Consider the following 18,395-nt stretch of genomic DNA (forward strand, 5'->3'; position numbering starts at 1 on the left):
CTCAACTTTCTGGAGGTGTACTCATGCGGAAACTCTTCGCCCCCGCGCTGGTGGGCCTGCTGGCGCTCGGCGGATGCCAATCCGGCGAGCAGGGCGGCACGCCGGCGAACGGCACGGCACCGGCGCCCGCGTCGGCCGCAGTGGCCACCTCGATCAGCGGCGTCGTAGCGCTGCGCGATCAGATTCCGCTGGGCCCCGAGGCCAAGCTGACGGTGCGCCTGGTCGACCTCTCGCAGCCGGAGATCGCGGTCGCCGAGAAGGTGCAGCCGGTCGGCGGCAATCCGCCGTTCCAGTTCACGCTCGATTTCGATCCGGCCAAGATCGATCCGAACCATACCTACGTAATCGAGGCGATGCTGGTCGACGGCGACCGCCGCTTCATGCCGGCGCTGAATTCGCCGGTGCTGACCGGCGGCAACGGCGCGACCGCCGAGGTCGTGCTCAACGCCGAGGCGACGCCCGGCGAGAAGCTCAAGGAAGAGATCAACAAGGTCCGCTCCAACTCGGGCGGCATGAAGCGCATCGAGGGTTCCTACCTCAACGACCAGGTCTCGGTGGCCTGGGACGCGTTCGTCTCGGAAGGCCACGTGCGCTACGCGCGCGTGATCACCGACCGTGGCGAGGCCGGCCGTTCGACCGTGCAGTACGCGTTCAAGGACGACCGTCCGCTCGGCGTGATCGCCGGTTCGACGCGGATCGGCTGGGACGAGAGCGGCGCGGCGATCCTCAACGAGGACGGCAAGGGCGGCCAGATCGACGACGCGGCCGTCAAGGCCTACCAGGACGAGGCGGTCAAGACGCTCAAGATGGCACAGGAAAAACTGCCGGCGTCGAAGCGTCCCTGATCGATCTTCGCCTCACCCGAAACGAACGAGCCGGGCATGTCCCGGCTTTTTCGTGTCCGGGCGCGGCTGCGGACGTCATGCCGGCGGTCGCTCAGCGGGCCTGGTCCACCGTGCCGGTCGCGCCGGCCGCCGCGCGCGTCCCGCGGATCAGTGCCTCGCGCCATTCGGCCGGCAGCGGCCGCGTCGGATCGCCACCGTCGATACGGCCGATCGCGCCGGCGACGAGCGTCGCGAGCGGGACGCCGCCCTCGTATAGCACGCGGCTGCCGACGCTCGCGCCGATGCGCGTGCCCGGCGTGACGATGCCGGCCAGATTGAGCGGATCGGTCGCCGCGACGACGACCAGACCGCCATCGGCCGGCCGGCGTCGCACCGCACGCAGCACCGCGATCGCTTCGGGCAATGCGAATTGTTCGCCGGACAGGCCGGCGATGAAGCGGCCGCCGCGGATCTCGCCGCGCGCCTCGAGGCGGCGGCATACGCGCACCAGTTCGCGCCAGCGCGGCATCCAGTCCGCCTCGCGCGACAGCAGCTGCCAGGTCAGTACACCGTAACGGCGCAGCAGTACGCGCACCACGTGCTCGAGCGTGTCCTCGTCGGCCGCGGCCGGTGCCCGACCGGCGTCCCGCGCACCGGCATCCGGCGTGCGCCGCGTGCCACGCAGCGGTACCCAGCGGCCGGCGTCCTCGATGCCGAGCAGGGCGCCGTGGCGGATGCGGCGCGTGCGGTGCGAGCTGCGCTTGGATGCCGGCATCAGCAGCGCGCGCAATCCGGCGAAACTGTCGGCGTGGACCAGGCCGCGCGAGACCAGCTCGCCGAGCACGTCCTCGAGCTCGGTCCTGAGCAGCCGCGTGCCGTGCACGAGCTCGTCGAAGAACAGCGCGCCTTCGCGGTCGAGCAGGTCGAGCACGGCTTGCGCGCGCGAGGACACCGGACCGGCCTCGCCGGCCTGAGCGCCAAGACCGGTCCACAGCGCCAGCGAACGCCGCGGTACGATCACGATCGGCGTGCTGCGCAGCGGTCCGGCCGCGCGGGAGCGGCCCGCCGCCGCCGCGTCGGCAACGCGCGCCCAGACCACGCGTCCGCTGCGGCACAGCTCATCGAGCCAGCCGATCGTGTAGTCGCCAAGACGCGCCGGCAGCAGATCGGTCTCCCAGGCGCCGGCGGCGGCCTGATAGCCCTCGAGCTGATTGACGATGCCCTGCAGGGCTTCCGGTCCGCTGGCGCGCGCGGCGGGCGCCACCCGCTGCCACTCGAACAGGAAGCGCATGAAGTCGCGCGGCTCGACCGGCTCGATCTCGCGGCGCAGTCGCTTGAGCGTGTAGCGATGGATCCGCGCGAGCAGGTGACGCTCGCACCACTCCTCGTGCTCGGTGCCGGGCGTGAAGCGACCGCGCAGGACGTAGCCCTCGGTTTCCAGAGCGATCAGCGCGGCCTCGATCGCGTCGACCGGGACGCCGAGCGCGGCGGCGAGATCCGCGGCCCGCGCCGGGCCGAGTGCGGTCAGGCGTGCGCGCAGCAGATCGACCAGGGCGGTCTCGGCGGTCCACGCGGCGTCGGCATAGCCGGGCGGCGCCGTGATCGCCGGTTCGCGGCGCGCCGCCGGAAACACGGCGTCGAGCTGCGGCAGCCGTTCGGCCGCGCACCAGTGCACCCGGCCGGGGCCGGCGTGCACGCGCGTCGCACGGCGGTCGCGCGCGAGACGTTCGAGCCAGCCGGTCCAGTCGGGCGTGGAGGCGGCTTCGTCGCCGCCGATCCAGCCGAGGTCCATCAGCACCTCGTGCATCTCGTCGACGTCGCGCGCGCCGGGCCAGGCCTCCTCGCGGACCGCGGCGATCGCGTCGGCGTCGAGCGCGCCGAGATCGTCGGCCGTCTCCGGATCGCTCCAGCGGCGCATCTGCACGGCCTGGGTGCGGCGCTCCTCGAGCGGCGCATCGTCGAGGAACGCGTACGGCCGCGCGGTCAGGATCTCGGCCGCGAGCGGCGAGGGTTCGGCCAGGTCGCGCGCGGTCATCGTGATCGCGCCGCTTTCCAGCCCGCGCAGCAGGTCCAGCCAGCCGTCGGCATCCATCGCTTCGCCGAGGCAGTCCTGAAGCGTCTGTGCGACCAGCGGATGGTCGGGGATCTGGCGCTCGCCGACGATGTTCTCCAGACAGGCGACCTGATCGGGAAACACCGTCGCCAGCAGATCCTCGGACTTCATGCGCTGCAGCTGCGGCGCGACGCGCTGGCCGCCGGCATAGCGCGGCAGTGCCAGGGCCGTGGTCGCCGCCCAGCGCCAGCGCACGCCGAACAGCGGCGCATCGAGCAGGGCCTGGATCAGCACGTCGCGCGCAGTGGCCGAATGCAGATAGCGCGCCACGTCGGCCAGCGCGAAGCTGTGGCTGGTCGACAGCGACAGGACGATCGCATCCTCGGTCGCGGCCGCCTGCAGCTCGAAATTGAACGTGCGGCAGAAGCGCTTGCGCAGCGCCAGGCCCCAGGCCTTGTTGATGCGGCTGCCGTACGGCGAATGGATCACCAGCTGGGTGCCGCCGGACTCGTCGAAGAAGCGCTCCATCGCCAGCTGCTGCTGCGTCGGCAGCAGGCCGAGCGCCTGCCGCGCGCGCGCCAGGTACTCGACGATCGCCGCAGCGGCCGCCTCGTCGAGGGCCAGCGTCTCGATCAGCCAGCGGCGCGCCGCCTCGACGCCGTTGGCGAGGCGGCGGTCGAGCTCGGCGCGCAGTCGCGATACGCTGGCCGACAGCTCGTCGCTGCGGCCGGGCGCTTCGGCGACCCAGAACGGGATGCTCGGCGGCTGCCCGTGCGCGTCCTCGACGCGGACGCGGCCGCGCTCGACGCGCAGGATCCGGTACGAGGCATTGCCGAGCTGGAACACGTCGCCGGCCAGGCTCTCGACCGCGAAATCCTCGTGGACCGTGCCGACCATCGTCGCCTGCGGCTCGAGCACGACCGTGTAGTCGGCGGTGTCGGGAATCGTGCCGCCCGAGGTCAGCGCGGTCAGCCGCGCATTGCGCCGGCCCTTGATGCGGCCGTGCACGGCGTCGCGGTGCAGATAGCCGGCGCGCGCGCCGCGCCGGCTCGTGAAGCCTTCGGCGAGCATTCTCACGACCGCGTCGAAGCGCTCGCGCGTGAGATGGCGATACGGCCAGGCGCGGCGCAGCCAGTCGTACAGCGCGCCCTCGTCCCACTCGGCACAGGCCGATTCGGCGACGATCTGCTGCGCGAGCACGTCGAGCGGCGCCTCCGGCACGTGCAGCCGATCCAGCTCGCCGCGACGCACGCTGTCGAGCAGGGCCGCACATTCGACCAGGTCGTCGCGCGACAGCGGAAACAGGCGGCCCTTCGGCGTCGCGCCGACCGCATGTCCGGACCGGCCGACGCGCTGCAGGAACGCGGCGATCGAATGCGGCGAGCCGAGCTGGCAGACCAGGTCGACCTCGCCGATGTCGATGCCGAGCTCGAGCGAGGCGGTCGCCACCAGTACCTTGAGCTCGCCCCGTTTGAGCCGCTGCTCGGCGCGCAGCCGCAGCTCCTTGGCGAGACTGCCGTGGTGCGCGGCCACGTGCTCGTGGCCGAGGCGTTCGCCGAGATGGCGCGTGACGCGCTCGGTCAGGCGCCGCGTGTTCGCAAACACCAGGGTCGTGCGGTGCGACCGCACGCAGTCGGCGATGCGGTCGTAGACCAGCTCCCAGGCCTGGTTCGACATCACCGCCTCGAGCGGCAGCGGCGGCATCTCGATCGCCAGATCGCGCTCGCGTACGTGGCCGCTGTCGACGATCACGCAGTCGGGCCGCCCCGCGCCGTCGACCTGATGCGCGCCGACCAGGAATCTGGCGACTTCCTCGATCGGCTTCTGCGTGGCCGACAGGCCCACCCGCACCAGGCGCCGCTGGCATAGCGCTTCGAGGCGCTCCAGCGTCAGCGCGAGGTGGCTGCCGCGCTTGTCGTCGGCGATCGCGTGGATTTCGTCGACGATGACCGTGCGCACGTCGCCGAGCATCAGCCGGCCCGAGTCCGAACCGAGCAGCACGTACAGCGATTCGGGCGTCGTGACCAGGATGTGCGGCGGCGTCTTCAGCATGCGCTGGCGGTCGGCGGCCGGCGTGTCGCCGGTGCGCACCGCGCTGCGGATCTCCAGATCGGCCAGGCCGCGCGCTGCGAGTTCCTCGCGGATGCCGGCCAGCGGCGCCTCGAGATTGATCGCGATGTCGTTGGAGAGCGCCTTGAGCGGCGAGACGTAGACCACGCGCGTCGCGTCCGGCAGGCCGCCGGCGGCGACGCCCTCGCGGACCAGCCCGTCGATCGCGGCGAGGAAGGCCGCCAGCGTCTTGCCCGAGCCGGTCGGCGCGGCGATCAGCGTATGCCGGCCGGCGGCGATCGCCGGCCATGCGTCGCGCTGCGCCGGCGTCGGCGCAGCGAAGCGCGACGCGAACCAGGCGCCGACCGCGGGGTGGAAATCCTGGAGCGAGAACGAAGACGCCATCGCCTGAAAATCTGCGGCTTGCATCGGCGAAGTCAAGGCGGCCGTCGCGCGCCGCCCGGGTTCTGCTCGGCGCGCTGCGGCGGCACCGTACCGGCAGCGGCCGCCGCCCGCGCCAGCGCGGCCCGGCGCGCCGCATGGATCGCCGGCCGGCTGGCGTCGGCCCAGCGGATCAACTGCTCGAGCGGGTCGAGCAGGGACTGGCCGAGCGGCGTCAGTGCATAGTCCACGCGCGGCGGGATCGTCGGATAGACGGTCCGCGTCACCAGGCCGTCGGTCTCGAGCGTGCGCAGCGTCTGCGCCAGCATGCGCTGCGAGATGTCGGCGATGCCGCGGCGCAGCTCGGTGAAGCGGCGCGTGCCGGCCGAGAGCTCGTTCAGCACCAGCACGGTCCAGCGGTCGCCGATGCGGTCGAGCACGTCGCGCACCGGGCAGTCCGGGTCGATCGCGCCGTCCGGCGTCAAGCGGCGCCGGCTCATGCCGGCCGGCCCGGCGCCGTGGCGGCGTTGCGGTTATCGCGCGGTAACCGAGGCACGTTGCGCTCCCTTCTTGCAGGCTGGATGCGGAATCGTATCTTGGTCTCGTTTGGTAACCAACATCCATCCCCTCTGAAGGAGCCCGTCATGATCGTCATCACCGCTGCCTCCGGCCGGCTCGGCCGTGCCACCGCCGAGGCGCTCGAGGCCCGCGGCGTCGCACCGTCGCAGGTGCGTCTGGCCGCCCGTTCGCCGGACAGGCTGGCCGATCTGGCCGCTCGCGGCTTCGGCATCGCCGCCGCCGATTACGAGCGGGCGGACATGCTCGAGGCGGCTTTCGCCGGCGCCAAGACCGTGCTGCTGATCTCGAGCATGGGCATCGATGCCGACCGGCTGCGCCACCACCGCCAGGCGATCGAGGCGGCGCAGCGCACCGGTGTCGAGCGCATCGTCTACACCAGCGCGACGCATCCCAGCGCCGACAGCCGGTTCGAGTGGGCCGGCGCGCATCGCCTGACCGAGGCGCTGCTCGCCGAATCGGGCCTGGCCTGGACGATCCTGCGCGACAACGCCTATGCGGCCAACAACGCCGGAGCCTACCTGCAGGCGCGCCGCAGCGGCGTGCTGGCGCTGCCCGGCATCGACGCACCGGTGGCCTACGTCACGCACGAGGACGTCGCCGCGGCCGCGGCCGCGGCGCTGACGGCGCCGGGTCACGAGGGGCGGATCTACGAGATCACCGGGCCGGAGGCGCTCGACGGCCATCGCATCGCCGCGATGCTCGGCGACGTGTTCGGACGGTCGATCACGGCGGCCGACCTGCCGCTCGCCGATTTCGCGCAGGGCCTGCGCGCGGCCGGGCTGCCCGAATTCGTCGTGACCGGCGTGACCAGCTTCCAGGCCGCGCTGGCCGCCGGCGAGTACGCCGCGGTGTCGGACGACGTGGCGCGTCTGACCGGCCGACCGGCGCAGCCGCTGCGGACCTATCTCGACACGCTGGCCTGAGCGCCTGCGGATCGCCGACCGCGCGGATTCGGAGCCGCTGGCCCGCGGCGCCGGCCGCGCATCGCGTCGCCCGCGCAGGCGGCCGCATGCTCCGCGAACGCCGCGCGTCCCCCGGCGCTTCGGGAACGCAGCGTCCGGTGTTCAGCCGAGCGCCCGGGCCGTCCTGTATCCGGTCTGTCAGAGCGCCATGCCGACCAGGCGTCCGATCGCGGCCGTGGCCGCCATCGCCAGCGTGCTCCAGACCAGTACGCGCGCCGCGCCGAGCCAGGCACGCGCGCCGCCGGCGCGCGCGGCCAGCGCGCCCAGGGTGCCCAGCGACGCCAGCGAGGCGACCACGACCACCGGCGCGATGCGCGCCGCCGGCGCCAGCACCGCGGCGACCAGCGGGATCGCCGCGCCGATCGAGAACGTCAGCGCCGAGGTCAGCGCCGCCTGCACCGGGCGCGCGCGCAGCGTCGTGGTCAGGCCCAGTTCGTCGCGCGCGTGTGCGCCGAGCGCATCGTGCGCGCTGAGCTGGTCGGCGACCTGCCGCGCCAGCGCGCGGTCGAGGCCGCGGCCGACGTAGATGTCGACCAGTTCGTCGCGTTCGTTCTCGGCGTCGCTGGCCAGCGCGCGCCGTTCGAGTTCGAGATCGGCCCGCTCGGTATCGGCCTGCGAACTGACCGATACGTACTCGCCCGCGGCCATCGACATCGCGCCGGCGACCAGACCGGCGCCGCCGGCCAGCAGCACGTTGCCTGCGCCGGTATCGGCGCTGGCGACACCGACCAGCAGACTGGCCGTCGACAGGATGCCGTCGTTGGCGCCGAGGACCGCCGCGCGCAGCCATCCGACGCGCTGGCTATGGTGATGGATCGCACTGGGCATCGGCGCTGGGCGAGGGCAGGAAGGAATGACGGAGTCTGCCAGCCGGACGGTGCCGGCGACAGGGTGGACCTCCGGCCGGCGAACCGGCGGTCAAGCCCGGGGGGCTCCTCGACCTACAGCGCGGCGCGTTCAGTGCGCAGCCGCCGCGGCACGTAGCGGGCGGCGCCGAGTGTTGCGTCGGCCTGCGCCAGGGCCTCGGCCGCTTCGGCATCCAGGCCGGCCTCGCGCAGACAGCGTGCCTGCAGCAGCAGCGCGGACGCGCGGTCGGTGCGCAGCGCGTGACCGCCGCCGGCCAGCGCGGTGACGATGCCGGTCAGTTGCGGACGCACCGCCGCGCAGCCGCCGGCCGCGGCGTCCAGACGCAACGCCGCCAGCTCGATACGGGCGCGCCGCGGATGGCCGGCCGGCAGGGCCGTGGCGGCCGTCGCGCGTGCCGCCGTGGCGGCCGCGACCGCCTCGTCGAGGCGGCCGGCCTGCTGCAGCGCCTCGGCATAGGCGGCGCGCGCCTGCGCGACGTCGGCATGCGCGCCGCCGAGGCCGGCCTCGAGGATCGCCAGGCCGTCGCGATAGGCGGCGATCGCCTCGTCGAGCCGGCCCTGCTCGATCAGCGTGCCGGCCAGACCGATGCGGGCGACGCCGACCAGGTAGTGGCGCTCGCCGAGTGCGCTGCGCGCGATCTCGAGCGCGGCGCGCTGGTCGCGTTCGGCCGCGTCGAGACGGCCGCTGACGCGCTCGAACGAGGCCAGGTTGCCGAGCATCGTCGCCACCGTCGGATGGGCCTCGCCGTAGGCCGCCCGTGCCGCGGTCAGCGCCTCGCCGATGCGCATGATCGCCGCATCGACGTCGTCGCGCTGCCAGGCCAGCATCGCCAGCGAGTTCAGCGTGCCGGCGACGTCCGGATGCGACGGTCCCAGCTGTTCGCGCTGCACGGCCAGCGCCTCGCGATACAGGCGTTCGGCCGTATCGGAGTCGCCCAGGCGCTGCCGCGCCACCGCCAGATTGAAGCGGCTCTGCGCGACGTCCGGGTGACGCTCGCCGAGCAGGGTGACGCGCGTGTGCAGCGCCTCCTGCAGCAGCGTCGCCGCTTCGGCGGCATCGCCCTTCTGCAGCAGCACGACGGCCAGATCGTGCGCGCGCCGCGCGGTTTCGGTGTGTACCTGGGGACGCATCCGGCGCGTCAGCGCCAGCGATTCGCGCAGAGCCTGCTCGGCGACCGGCAGGTCGCCGCCGCGGAAGCGGATGCTGCCGAGCGCGGCGAGATCGCGCGCCAGCCGGTCGCCGCCGGCCGGATCGCGGCGGTCGGCGCCGATCGTCGCGTCGATCAGCTGCGCCGCCTCCTGCGGCCGGCCGGCCTCGGCGAGCAGTTCGGCGAGGCGGACGTCGGCCTCGCTGCGCGCCGCTGCGCCGGCCGCCGCGGCCGAGGCTGCGCGCAACGCCTGCGCGGCCTCGTCGAAGCGGCCCTGCGCCGCGCGCACCGCGCCGAGTTCGAGCAGCGCCGCGTAGCGGCGCTCGCCGTCGTCGGCCGCCGCCAGCGCGCGCTCGGCGAGCGCGTCGGCGCGGTCGAGCGCGCCGAGCTGGCGCCAGGCGCCGGCCAGCGCCGCGGACAGCTCGCTGCGCAGCTGCGGCTGGCGGTCCAGCACCTCGGCCATGCGCGCCTCGCCGCGCTCGAGCAGTTCGCGCGCACTGACGAGGCGGCCGCGGCTCTCGTCCGGCGTGACGCCGGCGAACAGCGCCAGCGTGAACGTCTTGACCGCATCGGCGCGCTCGGCCGCGCGGGCAGCCGCGAGCGCCGCCTGCCGTGCCGTCTGCGATTCGCGCAGCGTCGCCGCGACGCCGAGCACGACACTGGCCAGGATCAGCAGCGCGGCGACCGCCGCCACGCGATGGCGCCCGAGAAACTTGCCGAGGCGGTAGCGCGCCGACGCGCGGCGCGCGCGGATCGGCTGCTGCTGCAGATGGCGCTCGAGATCGTCGGCCAGCGCCTCGGCGCTGCCGTAGCGGCGCTGCGGATCGACCGCGACCGCCGTCGTGACGATCGTGTCGAGGTCGCCGCGCAAGCTGCGCGAGAGCGCGCGGGCGGTCGTGCCGCGCGCCAACGCCGCGGCGTCGCGGCCGGCGTGCGCGTCGAACGTCGCCGAGGCCGCGCGCGCTTCGCCGTCGGCGGCGAGGATCGGCCGCAGCCCGGTCGCGAGTTCGTGCAGCAGCACGCCGAGCGCGTAGACGTCGGTCGCGGTCGTGACCGCGACATCGGTGAACTGTTCGGGCGCGGCGTAGGCCGGCGTCAGCCGGCGCAGCGCGGTGCGTGTGTCCTCGCCGTGTTCGGATGCGTCGAGCAGCTTGGCGATGCCGAAATCGAGCAGGTGCGGGCGGCCGTCGCCGTCGACCAGGATGTTGGCCGGCTTGAGATCGCGGTGGACGATCAGCGCGCGATGCGCATGCGCGACCGCCCGGCAGACCGCGACCAGCAGCGTCAGCCGCGCGCGCAGACCGAGCCGGCGCTCGTCGCACCATCGCGTCAGCGGCTGGCCTTCGATGTAGTCCAGCGCGAACCACGGCACGCCCTCGGCGGTGAAGCCGCCGTCGTGCAGGCGCGCGATCGACGGATGGGTCAATCGCGCCAGGATGCGCCGTTCACGGCGGAAGCGCGCCTGCTCGGCCGGATCGCGCAGGCCCACGCGCAGCAGCTTGAGCGCGACCTGGCGCGTGTAGCCGTCGGCGTCGCGTTCGGCCAGGTAGACGCTGCCGCTGCCGCCCTCGCCGAGCAGCCGGACGATGCGGTACGGCCCGATCCGGTCGGGCACCGCGTCAGCGGCCTCGTGCAGCAGGCGGCAGGCCTGACTGGCGCCGTTCGCGTCGAGGAAGCCTTCGCTGCGGTCGCCGTCGAGCAGGCCGGCCAGCAGCACCCGCAGTTCCGGATCGGATACCGCCTCGCGCAGGAAGGCCGCGCGCGCGTCGGCGCCGAGATCGAGCGCGCGATCGAGCAGCGGCTCGAGCTCGGTCCAGCGTGCGCGCAGCGCCGGGTTCACGTCGGGGCTTGCAGCGTCTGATGCAGGAATGCGCGCGCCTTGCGCCAGTCGCGCACGACGCTGCGCGCGGTGATGCCGAGCAGTTCGCCGGTCTCCTCGACCGACAGGCCGCCGAAGAAGCGCAGCTCCACGACGCGCGCCAGCCGTGCATCGACACCGGCGAGTTCATCCAGTGCCTCGTCGAGACAGAGCAGGTCGGCGGCCAGATCCTCGACCGGTACGTCGTGCGCCTGCCAGTCGAGCAGGCGCTGGCCGCCGCCGCGCTTGAGCGCGGCCTTGCGCCGCGCGTGGTCGACCAGGATGTGGCGCATCGCGGTCGCCGCGTAGCCGAGGAAATGGGTACGGTCCGCGAACGCGAGCTCGCGCTGCTGCACCATGCCGAGCCAGGCCTCGTGGACCAGCGCCGTCGTGCTCAGCGTATGCGCGCTCTCGCCGATCAGCTGGCGATGCGCCAGCCGGCGCAGCCGCTCGTAGACCTGCGGCAGCAGCGCGTCGAACGCGTGGCGCTCGCCGCTGCCGGCGCGGGCCAGCAGGGCGGTGATGTCGGCGGCGTCGGCCATGGCTGCGCTATCGTAGCGCCTCCGCCGGCGCGCGGATGCGGTGCCGCTTCACGCCGTGCGGGCGCACCCGATCACAGCAGGAACCGGAATGAGTTCACACTGGTACTTCGATTTCGTCTCGCCGTTCGCGTATCTGCAGCTGCCGGCCGTGCTCGCATTGCGCGAGCGGCTCGCGGTCACGCCGGTGCCGATCCTGTTCGGCGCGATCCTGCAGCATCACGGCCAGCTCGGCCCGGCCGAGATTCCCGGCAAGCGCGATTTCACCTATCGCATGGTCCAGTGGCAGGCCGAGCACGCCGGCCGGCCGTTGCGCTTTCCGCCGGCGCACCCGTTCAATCCGGTCGCGGCGCTGCGGCTGTGCCTCGCCGCCGGCGCCGACTGGACCTCGATCGTGACGATCTTCGACCATCTGTGGCGCGACGGCCGCGCCGGGGACGATGCGGCTTCGCTGGCCGAACCGGCCGCGCGGCTCGGCATCGACGACGTCGCCGCCGCGATCGGCAGCGACGCGGTCAAGGGCGCCCTGCGCGCGAACACCGAGGCGGCGATCCGCGCCGGCGTCTTCGGCGTGCCGACGCTGGCGGTCGGCGGGCAGCGCTTCTGGGGCAACGACGCGACGCCGATGCTGCTGGACTGGCTCGACGATCCGCAGCGCTTCGAGCGCGGCGAGTACGCGCGCCTGGCCGATCTGCCGGTCGGCATCGAACGGCGGCGCTGAGCGCCGGCGGCGGCGTGATGCCGCCTTCGACCCGGCCGGAGCGCCGTGTCGGCCCTCGGTCACGATGGCGAAGACGGTCCGCGCCGCTCGGCCGGATTCCGGTCGACCGTGCGCGCAGCCGGCGATGCGGCGGACCTCGCCATGATGCTGCGCGCCCGCGAACGGTCCGCGGCCGGTCTTGCCGGTCCGTTCAGTCGCGGCGGCTCGGCTCCTTCGCCGCCGCGGCCGTGCAGCCGGGCTTCGTGCACGCATCGAGCAGCCAGCCCGCCGCCCGCGTGATCGCCGCGATCGGGCCGGTGTTGTCGGGGAAGGTCAGGCGCGTGTAGAGGCCGCCTTCGAGCAGCAGCATCAGCGCATCGCCGAGCGCATCGGCGTCGCGCGCGCCGGCCTCGGCGGCCAGTGCGCGCAGCCGGCGCCGGATCTCGGACTTGTAGTTGTGGACGATATCGCCGAGGCGCTCGTTGTCCTCGGGAATCTCGACGGCGGCATTGCCGAGCGCGCAGCCGCGCGCGGTCCGGCAGCCCTCGGCGGTCTTGGCCTTGAGGCGGGCGAGGTCGATCGTCGATTCGATCAGCGCCTCGATCTGCCGCCGCGGATCGCCCTGGTGCGGCGCGACGACCTCGTCCCACCACTGCCAGTACTCGCGCTGCTGGCCGCACAGGTACTCGGCGACCAGGTCGTCCTTCGACGGGAAGCTCCGGTAGAAGCTCATCTTGTTGGTGCCGGCCTCGCTGGCGATCGCGTCGACGCCGACCGCGCGAATGCCGTGCCGATAGAACAGCTCGCTGGCGGTATCGAAGATGCGGTCGCGCACGCGCGGCTTGTCCGACGCGGTCTTGTCGACCCCCTCGGACTTGAGCTTGCTCATGACGAAAACTCCTCTTGACAGGTTAGTTACCGGTCAGTAACACTAGCACAATGTGACTGACCGGTAACGTACCTCGCACGATCGACGCCCCGGCGGCAGCGGTCAAGCGGCGGCGCAGCACGGAACTCTCGCACCTCTCTCGCCTGCCGGCCGCTGGACGGACCGGGGGGTCTGGCTTTTCGGTCTTGAAGGAATTGTGCCATGTCAGCGATCCGAACCTCCGTTGTGCTTCTGGGCCTCGCCGTGCTGCTGGCCGGCTGCAGCCGCGGCAGCGCCGACGTCGCGACGGCCGCCGCGCCGCCGCCGCCCGCGGTGACCGTGGCCGCGGTCGTCTCCAAGCCGCTGCGCGACTGGGAAGAATTCACCGGCCGCCTCGAAGCGGTCGAGAGCGTCGAGGTGCGCCCCCGCGTCAGCGGCTTCATCGACTCGGTGCAGTTCGCCGAGGGCTCGCGCGTCAGCAAGGGGCAGCTGCTGTTCCGGATCGATCCCCGCCCGTTCCAGGCCGAGGTCAACCGGCTGTCGGCAGCGCTCAAGCAGGCGCGCTCGCAGGCGAAGCTGGCCGACTCCAATCACGAGCGCGGCAAGCGCCTGATCGCCCAGCACATGATCTCGCAGCAGGAGTTCGACCAGCTCTCGACGCTGGCCAGCACCGGCGCCGACGGCATCGGTGCGGCGGCCGCCGCACTGGAGGCCGCGCGCCTCAACCTCGAGTTCACCGAGGTGCGCTCGCCGATCGACGGCCGCGTCTCGCGCGCGCTGATCACCGCCGGCAATCTGGCGACCAGCGAGAGCGTGCTGACCACCGTGGTCTCGGACAATCCGGTCTACGCCTATTTCGACGCCGACGAGCAGACCTATCTGCGCTTCTCGCGCAGCGCGGCGCGCGGCAGCGACGGTCGCCACGCTGCGACGCCGGTGTTCATGGGCCTGATCGACGAGCAGGGCTATCCGCACGAAGGCCGCCTGGACTTCATCGACAACCAGGTCGACACGCAGAGCGGCACGATCCGCGGCCGCGCGGTGTTCGACAACGCCGATGGCCGCTTCACGCCGGGCCTGTTCACGCGCATCAAGCTGGTCGGCGGCGAGAGCCGCGAGGCGATCCTCGTCGACGATCGCGCGGTCGGCGTCGACCTCGGCAAGAAGTTCGTGCTCGCGCTCAAGCCCGACGACACGCTCGAGGCGCGCTTCATCGAGCTCGGCGCCTCGGTCGACGGCCTGCGCGTGGTCAAGAGCGGCCTGGCCGCCGGCGACGTGATCGTCGTCAACGGCCTGCAGCACGTGCGTCCCGGCGTCACGGTCAAGCCGACCCGCGTCGAGATGGACGCCGATCGCGCCGGTGTCGCGCAGGTCGCAGCCGATCGCGATGCGGCGCGTCTGGCCGCCAGCCGCGCCGCGCCCGGCGAACGCGCCCAGCGCTGACCGTGCGGCCTGACGGCGGGCGCCTCGCGTCGCGGGCGCCTGCCGCCATCCGGATCGAAACGCATGCGTGGCATGCCCCACTTCTTCGTTGCGGACCGGTGCGGTATGGCTGGTTCGCGGGCGATCGCCGGCCAGGATCGCGATCGCGCCGATCGTTTCCCGACTGCCCGCCGGATGCGGCGCGCGGCCCCGGACAGCCGGGGCGCCCAAGGACCCTGACATGAATTTCTCCCAGTTCTTCATCACGCGCCCGGTCTTCGCCGGCGTCCTGTCGACCCTGATCCTGCTGGCCGGCCTGATCGCGATCCCGTCGCTGCCGATCTCCGAGTATCCGGAGGTGGTGCCGCCGACCGTGGTCGTGCGCACCACTTATCCGGGCGCGAATCCGCAGGTCATCGCCGACACCGTGGCCGGTCCGCTCGAACAGGCGATCACCGGCGTGGAAGGCATGCTGTACCAGTTCTCGCAGGCGACCAGCGACGGCGTGATGACGCTGACGGTCACGTTCAAGCTCGGCACCGACGTCGACAAGGCGCAGGTGCTGGTGCAGAACCGCGTCGCCCAGGCCACACCGAAGCTGCCGCAGGACGTGCAGCGCATCGGCGTGACGGTCAACAAGTCCACGCCCGACATCACGATGGGCGTGTTCCTGACCTCGCCGGACGGCCGCTACGACCTCAACTACCTCGCCAACTACCTCACGCTCTACATCAAGGACGAGCTCGCCAAGATCGACGGCGTCGGCGACGTGCAGCAGTTCGGCGGCGGCAACTACTCGATGCGCGTCTGGCTCGATCCGGAGAAGGTCGCCGCGCGCGGCCTGACCGCCACCGACATCGCCAACGCGATCCGCGAACAGAACGTGCAGGTCGCCGCCGGCCAGCTCGGCTCGCCGTCGGTGCCGAGCGTCTCGGACGGCTCGGCCAAGCCGCACTTCCAGATCGCGGTCAACACCCGCGGCCGCCTGGTCGACGAGGAGGACTTCGCCGACATCATCGTCAAGACCGGCAGCGCCGGCCAGATCACGCGGCTGCGCGACGTCGCGCGCGTCGAGCTCGGCTCGGACAACTACGCGCTGCGTGCGATGCTCAACAACCAGACCGCGGTCGGCATCGGTATCTTCCAGCGGCCCGGCAGCAACGCGATCGCGATTTCCGACGCGGTGCGCGCGAAGATGGCCGAGCTCAAGAAGTCCTTCCCCGAGGGCATCGACTACGACCCCGCCTACGATCCGACCGTGTTCGTGCGCGGCTCGATCCGGGCCGTGCTGCACACGCTGCTCGAGGCGATCGCGCTGGTCGTGATCGTCGTGATCGTGTTCCTGCAGACCTGGCGCGCGTCGATCATCCCGCTGCTCGCGGTGCCGGTCTCGCTGATCGGCACGCTCGGCGTCATGCACCTGTTCGGCTTCGGCCTCAACACGCTGTCGCTGTTCGGCCTCGTGCTGGCGATCGGCATCGTCGTCGACGACGCGATCGTCGTCGTCGAGAACGTGGAGCGCAACATCGAGGAAGGCCTCGCGCCGCTGGACGCGACCGTGCAGGCGATGAAGGAGGTGACCGGGCCGATCGTCGCCACCGCGCTGGTGCTGTGCGCGGTGTTCGTACCGACCGCGTTCATCAGCGGCCTGTCCGGCCAGTTCTACAAGCAGTTCGCGCTGACGATCGCGATCTCCACGGTGATCTCGGCGATCAACTCGCTGACACTGTCGCCGGCGCTGTCGGCGCTGCTGCTGAAGGCACACGATGCGCCGCGCGACCGTCTGACGCGTCTGCTGGACTTCTCGCTCGGCTGGTTCTTCCGGCCGTTCAACCGGTTCTTCGCGCGTGCCTCGAACGGCTACGTCGGCACGGTCAACCGGATCCTGCGCGCCAGCGCGGTCGCGGTATTCGTCTACGTCGGCCTGATCGGGCTGACCGCGGTCGGCTTCTCGAAGGCGCCGACCGGTTTCGTGCCGGCGCAGGACAAGCAGTATCTGGTCGGCTTCGCGCAGCTTCCGGACGCCTCGACGCTGGACCGCACCACGGCGGTCGTACGGCGCATGGGCGACATCGCGCTGGCGACGCCGGGCGTGGAGTCGGTGCCGGCGTTCCCGGGCCTGTCGATCAACGGCTTCACGAACGCGCCGAACTCCGGCATCGCGTTCACGCCGCTCAAGCCGTTCGAGGAGCGCCGCGATCCGTCGCTGTCGGCCGGCGCGATCGCGGCCGCGATGAACGGCGAGTTCGCGAAGATCCAGGACGCCTTCATCGCGATCTTCCCGCCGCCGCCGGTGCAGGGTCTGGGCACGATCGGCGGCTTCAAGCTGCAGGTGCAGGATCGCGCCAACCTTGGCGCCGACGAGCTCTACCGCCAGGTGCAGAACGTCGTCGCCAAGGCCAGCCAGCGCCCCGAGCTGGCCGGCGTGTTCTCGGGCTTCCAGGTCAACGTGCCGCAGATCGACGTCGAGGTCGATCGCGAGAAGGCCAAGGCCGCCGGCGTCGCCTTGCAGGACATCTACGACACGATGCAGATGTACCTGGGCTCGCTCTACGTCAACGACTTCAACCGCTTCGGCCGCACCTACCAGGTCAATGCGCAGGCCGAGCCGGGCTTTCGCATCCACGCCGAGGACATCGGCCGGCTCAAGACGCGCAACGCACGCGGCGACATGATTCCGCTGGCGAGCTTCGTGACCGCGCGCGAGACCTCCGGACCGGATCGCGTGCCGCACTACAACGGCTATCTGGCCGCCGAGATCAACGGCGGTCCGGCGCCGGGCTACAGCAGCGGACAGGCCGAGCGCGCGATCGAGGAAGTGCTCGCCGCCGAGCTGCCCAACGGCATGGCCTACGAGTGGACCGACCTGACCTATCAGCAGATTCTGGCCGGCAACACGATGGTCTACATCTTCCCGCTGGTCGTGCTGCTGGTGTTCCTGGTGCTGGCCGCGCAGTACGAGAGCATCTCGCTGCCGTTGGCGGTGATCCTGATCGTGCCGATGTGCCTGCTCTGCGCGATCCTCGGCGTGCTCGCGTCCGGCGGCGACAACAACATCTTCACGCAGATCGGCCTGATCGTGCTGGTCGGCCTCGCCTGCAAGAACGCGATCCTGATCGTCGAGTTCGCGAAGGACCGCGAGGCGCTGGGCGAGACCGTCTGGCAGGCCGTGCTCGATGCCTGCCGCCTGCGCCTGCGTCCGATCCTGATGACCTCGCTGGCGTTCGTGATGGGCGTGGTGCCGCTGGTGCTGTCGACCGGCGCCGGCGCCGAAATGCGCCGTGCGATGGGCGTGGCGGTGTTCTCCGGCATGCTCGGCGTCACCTTCTTCGGCCTGCTGCTGACGCCGGTGTTCTATCTGCTGGTGCGGCGCCGCCGCGCGCAGGCATCGCGGATCGCCGGCGAGCCGGCCTCGACGCCGGTGGCGGCGCACTGAGATGCCGCGCCTGCGCTTCGGCTCGTCCGGACGGCGGATGCTCGCCACGGCGTGCCGGCGCAGGCGCCCCGGCTCCGACGTGCCGGCCGCCGCCGGCATCGGCGGAGCCTTCCTTCCCTCATTCTCCGGCGCGGACCGACCGCGCCGGCATCATCGGAGAACTCGAACATGACCCAGACCATCGCCCTCGTCACCGGTGCCACGCGCGGCATCGGCCTGGAAACCGTGCGTCAGCTGGCGCAGCGCGGCGTGCACGTGCTGCTGGCCGGACGCGATCCGCGCAAGGCCGCCGAGGCTGCAGCCCAGCTGCAGCGTGACGGCCTGCCGGTCGAGCCGATCGCGCTCGACGTCAACGACGCCGGCAGCATCGCCACCGCCGTGGCGGAAGTGGAGCGTGCCCACGGCCGTCTCGACATCCTCGTCAACAATGCCGGTATCCTGCTCGACGATATCGCCAAGCCGCCGTCCGCACAGCCGCTGGAGGTCTGGCGCGCGACGTTCGAGACCAACCTGTTCGCGGTGGTCGCGGTCACGCAGGCGTTCCTGCCGCTGCTGCACAAGGCGCCGGCGGCGCGCATCGTCAACGTGTCGAGCATTCTCGGCTCGCTGACGCTGCACAGCGATCCGACCTCGGGCATCTACGCGTTCAAGGTGCCGGCCTACAACGTCTCCAAGTCTGCGCTGAACGCGTGGACCGTGCAGCTGGCCTA

Annotated in this window: 12 protein-coding genes; 6 read left to right on the top strand and 6 right to left on the bottom strand. The window is 72.2% G+C overall.

All coding sequences use genetic code 11. The features are described 5' to 3' along the window. Positions 1–23: 23 nt before the first annotated feature. A complete protein-coding gene (locus VMR06_RS17155) occupies positions 24–845 on the top strand; it encodes a YbaY family lipoprotein (RefSeq protein WP_325378640.1) in 822 nt (273 codons plus the stop codon). A 91-nt stretch (positions 846–936) separates the two neighbouring features. On the opposite strand, the gene VMR06_RS17160 is transcribed toward VMR06_RS17155, so the two are convergent. Together VMR06_RS17160 and VMR06_RS17165 are read right to left on the bottom strand one after the other, a co-directional pair. After that, complete coding sequence (locus VMR06_RS17160) at positions 937–5,331, bottom strand: DEAD/DEAH box helicase (protein WP_325378642.1); 4,395 nt, start codon at positions 5,329–5,331, stop codon at positions 937–939. 32 nt (positions 5,332–5,363) lie between these two features. After that, positions 5,364–5,807: a helix-turn-helix domain-containing protein gene (locus VMR06_RS17165; protein WP_325378644.1), complete on the bottom strand. Its 444-nt coding sequence runs from the start codon at positions 5,805–5,807 to the stop codon at positions 5,364–5,366. Positions 5,808–5,951: 144 nt separating this feature from the next. Between VMR06_RS17165 and VMR06_RS17170 the strand changes: the two genes are divergently transcribed. Next, on the top strand, positions 5,952–6,809 hold the full coding sequence (locus VMR06_RS17170) for an NAD(P)H-binding protein (protein WP_325378647.1): 858 nt from the start codon (positions 5,952–5,954) through the stop codon (positions 6,807–6,809). A gap of 177 nt (positions 6,810–6,986) precedes the next feature. Here VMR06_RS17170 and VMR06_RS17175 read toward each other — a convergent pair whose 3' ends face one another. The 3 genes from VMR06_RS17175 to VMR06_RS17185 all read right to left on the bottom strand — a co-directional run bounded on the left by VMR06_RS17175 (position 6,987) and on the right by VMR06_RS17185 (position 11,262). Then, on the bottom strand, positions 6,987–7,676 hold the full coding sequence (locus VMR06_RS17175) for a VIT family protein (protein ID WP_325378649.1): 690 nt from the start codon (positions 7,674–7,676) through the stop codon (positions 6,987–6,989). 113 nt (positions 7,677–7,789) lie between these two features. Next, on the bottom strand, positions 7,790–10,702 hold the full coding sequence (locus VMR06_RS17180; protein ID WP_325378651.1) for a tetratricopeptide repeat protein: 2,913 nt from the start codon (positions 10,700–10,702) through the stop codon (positions 7,790–7,792). Further along, positions 10,699–11,262: an ECF-type sigma factor gene (locus VMR06_RS17185; RefSeq protein WP_325378653.1), complete on the bottom strand. Its 564-nt coding sequence runs from the start codon at positions 11,260–11,262 to the stop codon at positions 10,699–10,701. The genes VMR06_RS17180 and VMR06_RS17185 overlap by 4 nt, the downstream gene beginning before the upstream one ends. An 88-nt stretch (positions 11,263–11,350) precedes the next feature. On the opposite strand from VMR06_RS17185, the gene VMR06_RS17190 reads away from it, so the two are divergent. Further along, positions 11,351–11,980 carry a 2-hydroxychromene-2-carboxylate isomerase gene (locus VMR06_RS17190; RefSeq protein ID WP_325378655.1) on the top strand — a complete coding sequence of 210 codons (630 nt, stop codon included), beginning with the start codon at positions 11,351–11,353 and terminating at the stop codon, positions 11,978–11,980. Positions 11,981–12,170: 190 nt separating this feature from the next. Here VMR06_RS17190 and VMR06_RS17195 read toward each other — a convergent pair whose 3' ends face one another. Continuing rightward, positions 12,171–12,848, bottom strand: a complete 678-nt coding sequence (locus VMR06_RS17195; protein ID WP_325378657.1) for a TetR/AcrR family transcriptional regulator — start codon at positions 12,846–12,848, stop codon at positions 12,171–12,173. 201 nt (positions 12,849–13,049) lie between these two features. On the opposite strand from VMR06_RS17195, the gene VMR06_RS17200 reads away from it, so the two are divergent. From VMR06_RS17200 to VMR06_RS17210, 3 genes are all read left to right on the top strand, one after another. Beyond that, positions 13,050–14,270, top strand: a complete 1,221-nt coding sequence (locus VMR06_RS17200) for an efflux RND transporter periplasmic adaptor subunit (RefSeq protein ID WP_325378659.1) — start codon at positions 13,050–13,052, stop codon at positions 14,268–14,270. A 220-nt stretch (positions 14,271–14,490) separates the two neighbouring features. Continuing rightward, entirely contained in the window at positions 14,491–17,685 is a 3,195-nt protein-coding gene (locus tag VMR06_RS17205; RefSeq protein ID WP_325378661.1) for a multidrug efflux RND transporter permease subunit, read from the top strand. Between the two features lie 168 nt (positions 17,686–17,853). Further along, on the top strand, positions 17,854–18,395 hold a 542-nt coding region (locus tag VMR06_RS17210; protein ID WP_325378663.1), incomplete at its 3' end, for an SDR family NAD(P)-dependent oxidoreductase.

Origin of the sequence: Dokdonella sp., from assembly GCF_035511235.1 — a bacterium.
Lineage (GTDB): Bacteria > Pseudomonadota > Gammaproteobacteria > Xanthomonadales > Rhodanobacteraceae > Dokdonella.

Excerpts from the sequence above, each read along its gene's own strand:
- VMR06_RS17155 (WP_325378640.1), top strand. The coding sequence starts at position 24 with ATGCGGAAACTCTTCGCCCCCGCGCTGGTGGGCCTGCTGGCGCTCGGC.
- VMR06_RS17160 (WP_325378642.1), bottom strand. The coding sequence starts at position 5,331 with ATGGCGTCTTCGTTCTCGCTCCAGGATTTCCACCCCGCGGTCGGCGCC.
- VMR06_RS17165 (WP_325378644.1), bottom strand. The coding sequence starts at position 5,807 with ATGAGCCGGCGCCGCTTGACGCCGGACGGCGCGATCGACCCGGACTGC.
- VMR06_RS17170 (WP_325378647.1), top strand. The coding sequence starts at position 5,952 with ATGATCGTCATCACCGCTGCCTCCGGCCGGCTCGGCCGTGCCACCGCC.
- VMR06_RS17175 (WP_325378649.1), bottom strand. The coding sequence starts at position 7,676 with ATGCCCAGTGCGATCCATCACCATAGCCAGCGCGTCGGATGGCTGCGC.
- VMR06_RS17185 (WP_325378653.1), bottom strand. The coding sequence starts at position 11,262 with ATGGCCGACGCCGCCGACATCACCGCCCTGCTGGCCCGCGCCGGCAGC.
- VMR06_RS17190 (WP_325378655.1), top strand. The coding sequence starts at position 11,351 with ATGAGTTCACACTGGTACTTCGATTTCGTCTCGCCGTTCGCGTATCTG.
- VMR06_RS17195 (WP_325378657.1), bottom strand. The coding sequence starts at position 12,848 with ATGAGCAAGCTCAAGTCCGAGGGGGTCGACAAGACCGCGTCGGACAAG.
- VMR06_RS17200 (WP_325378659.1), top strand. The coding sequence starts at position 13,050 with ATGTCAGCGATCCGAACCTCCGTTGTGCTTCTGGGCCTCGCCGTGCTG.
- VMR06_RS17205 (WP_325378661.1), top strand. The coding sequence starts at position 14,491 with ATGAATTTCTCCCAGTTCTTCATCACGCGCCCGGTCTTCGCCGGCGTC.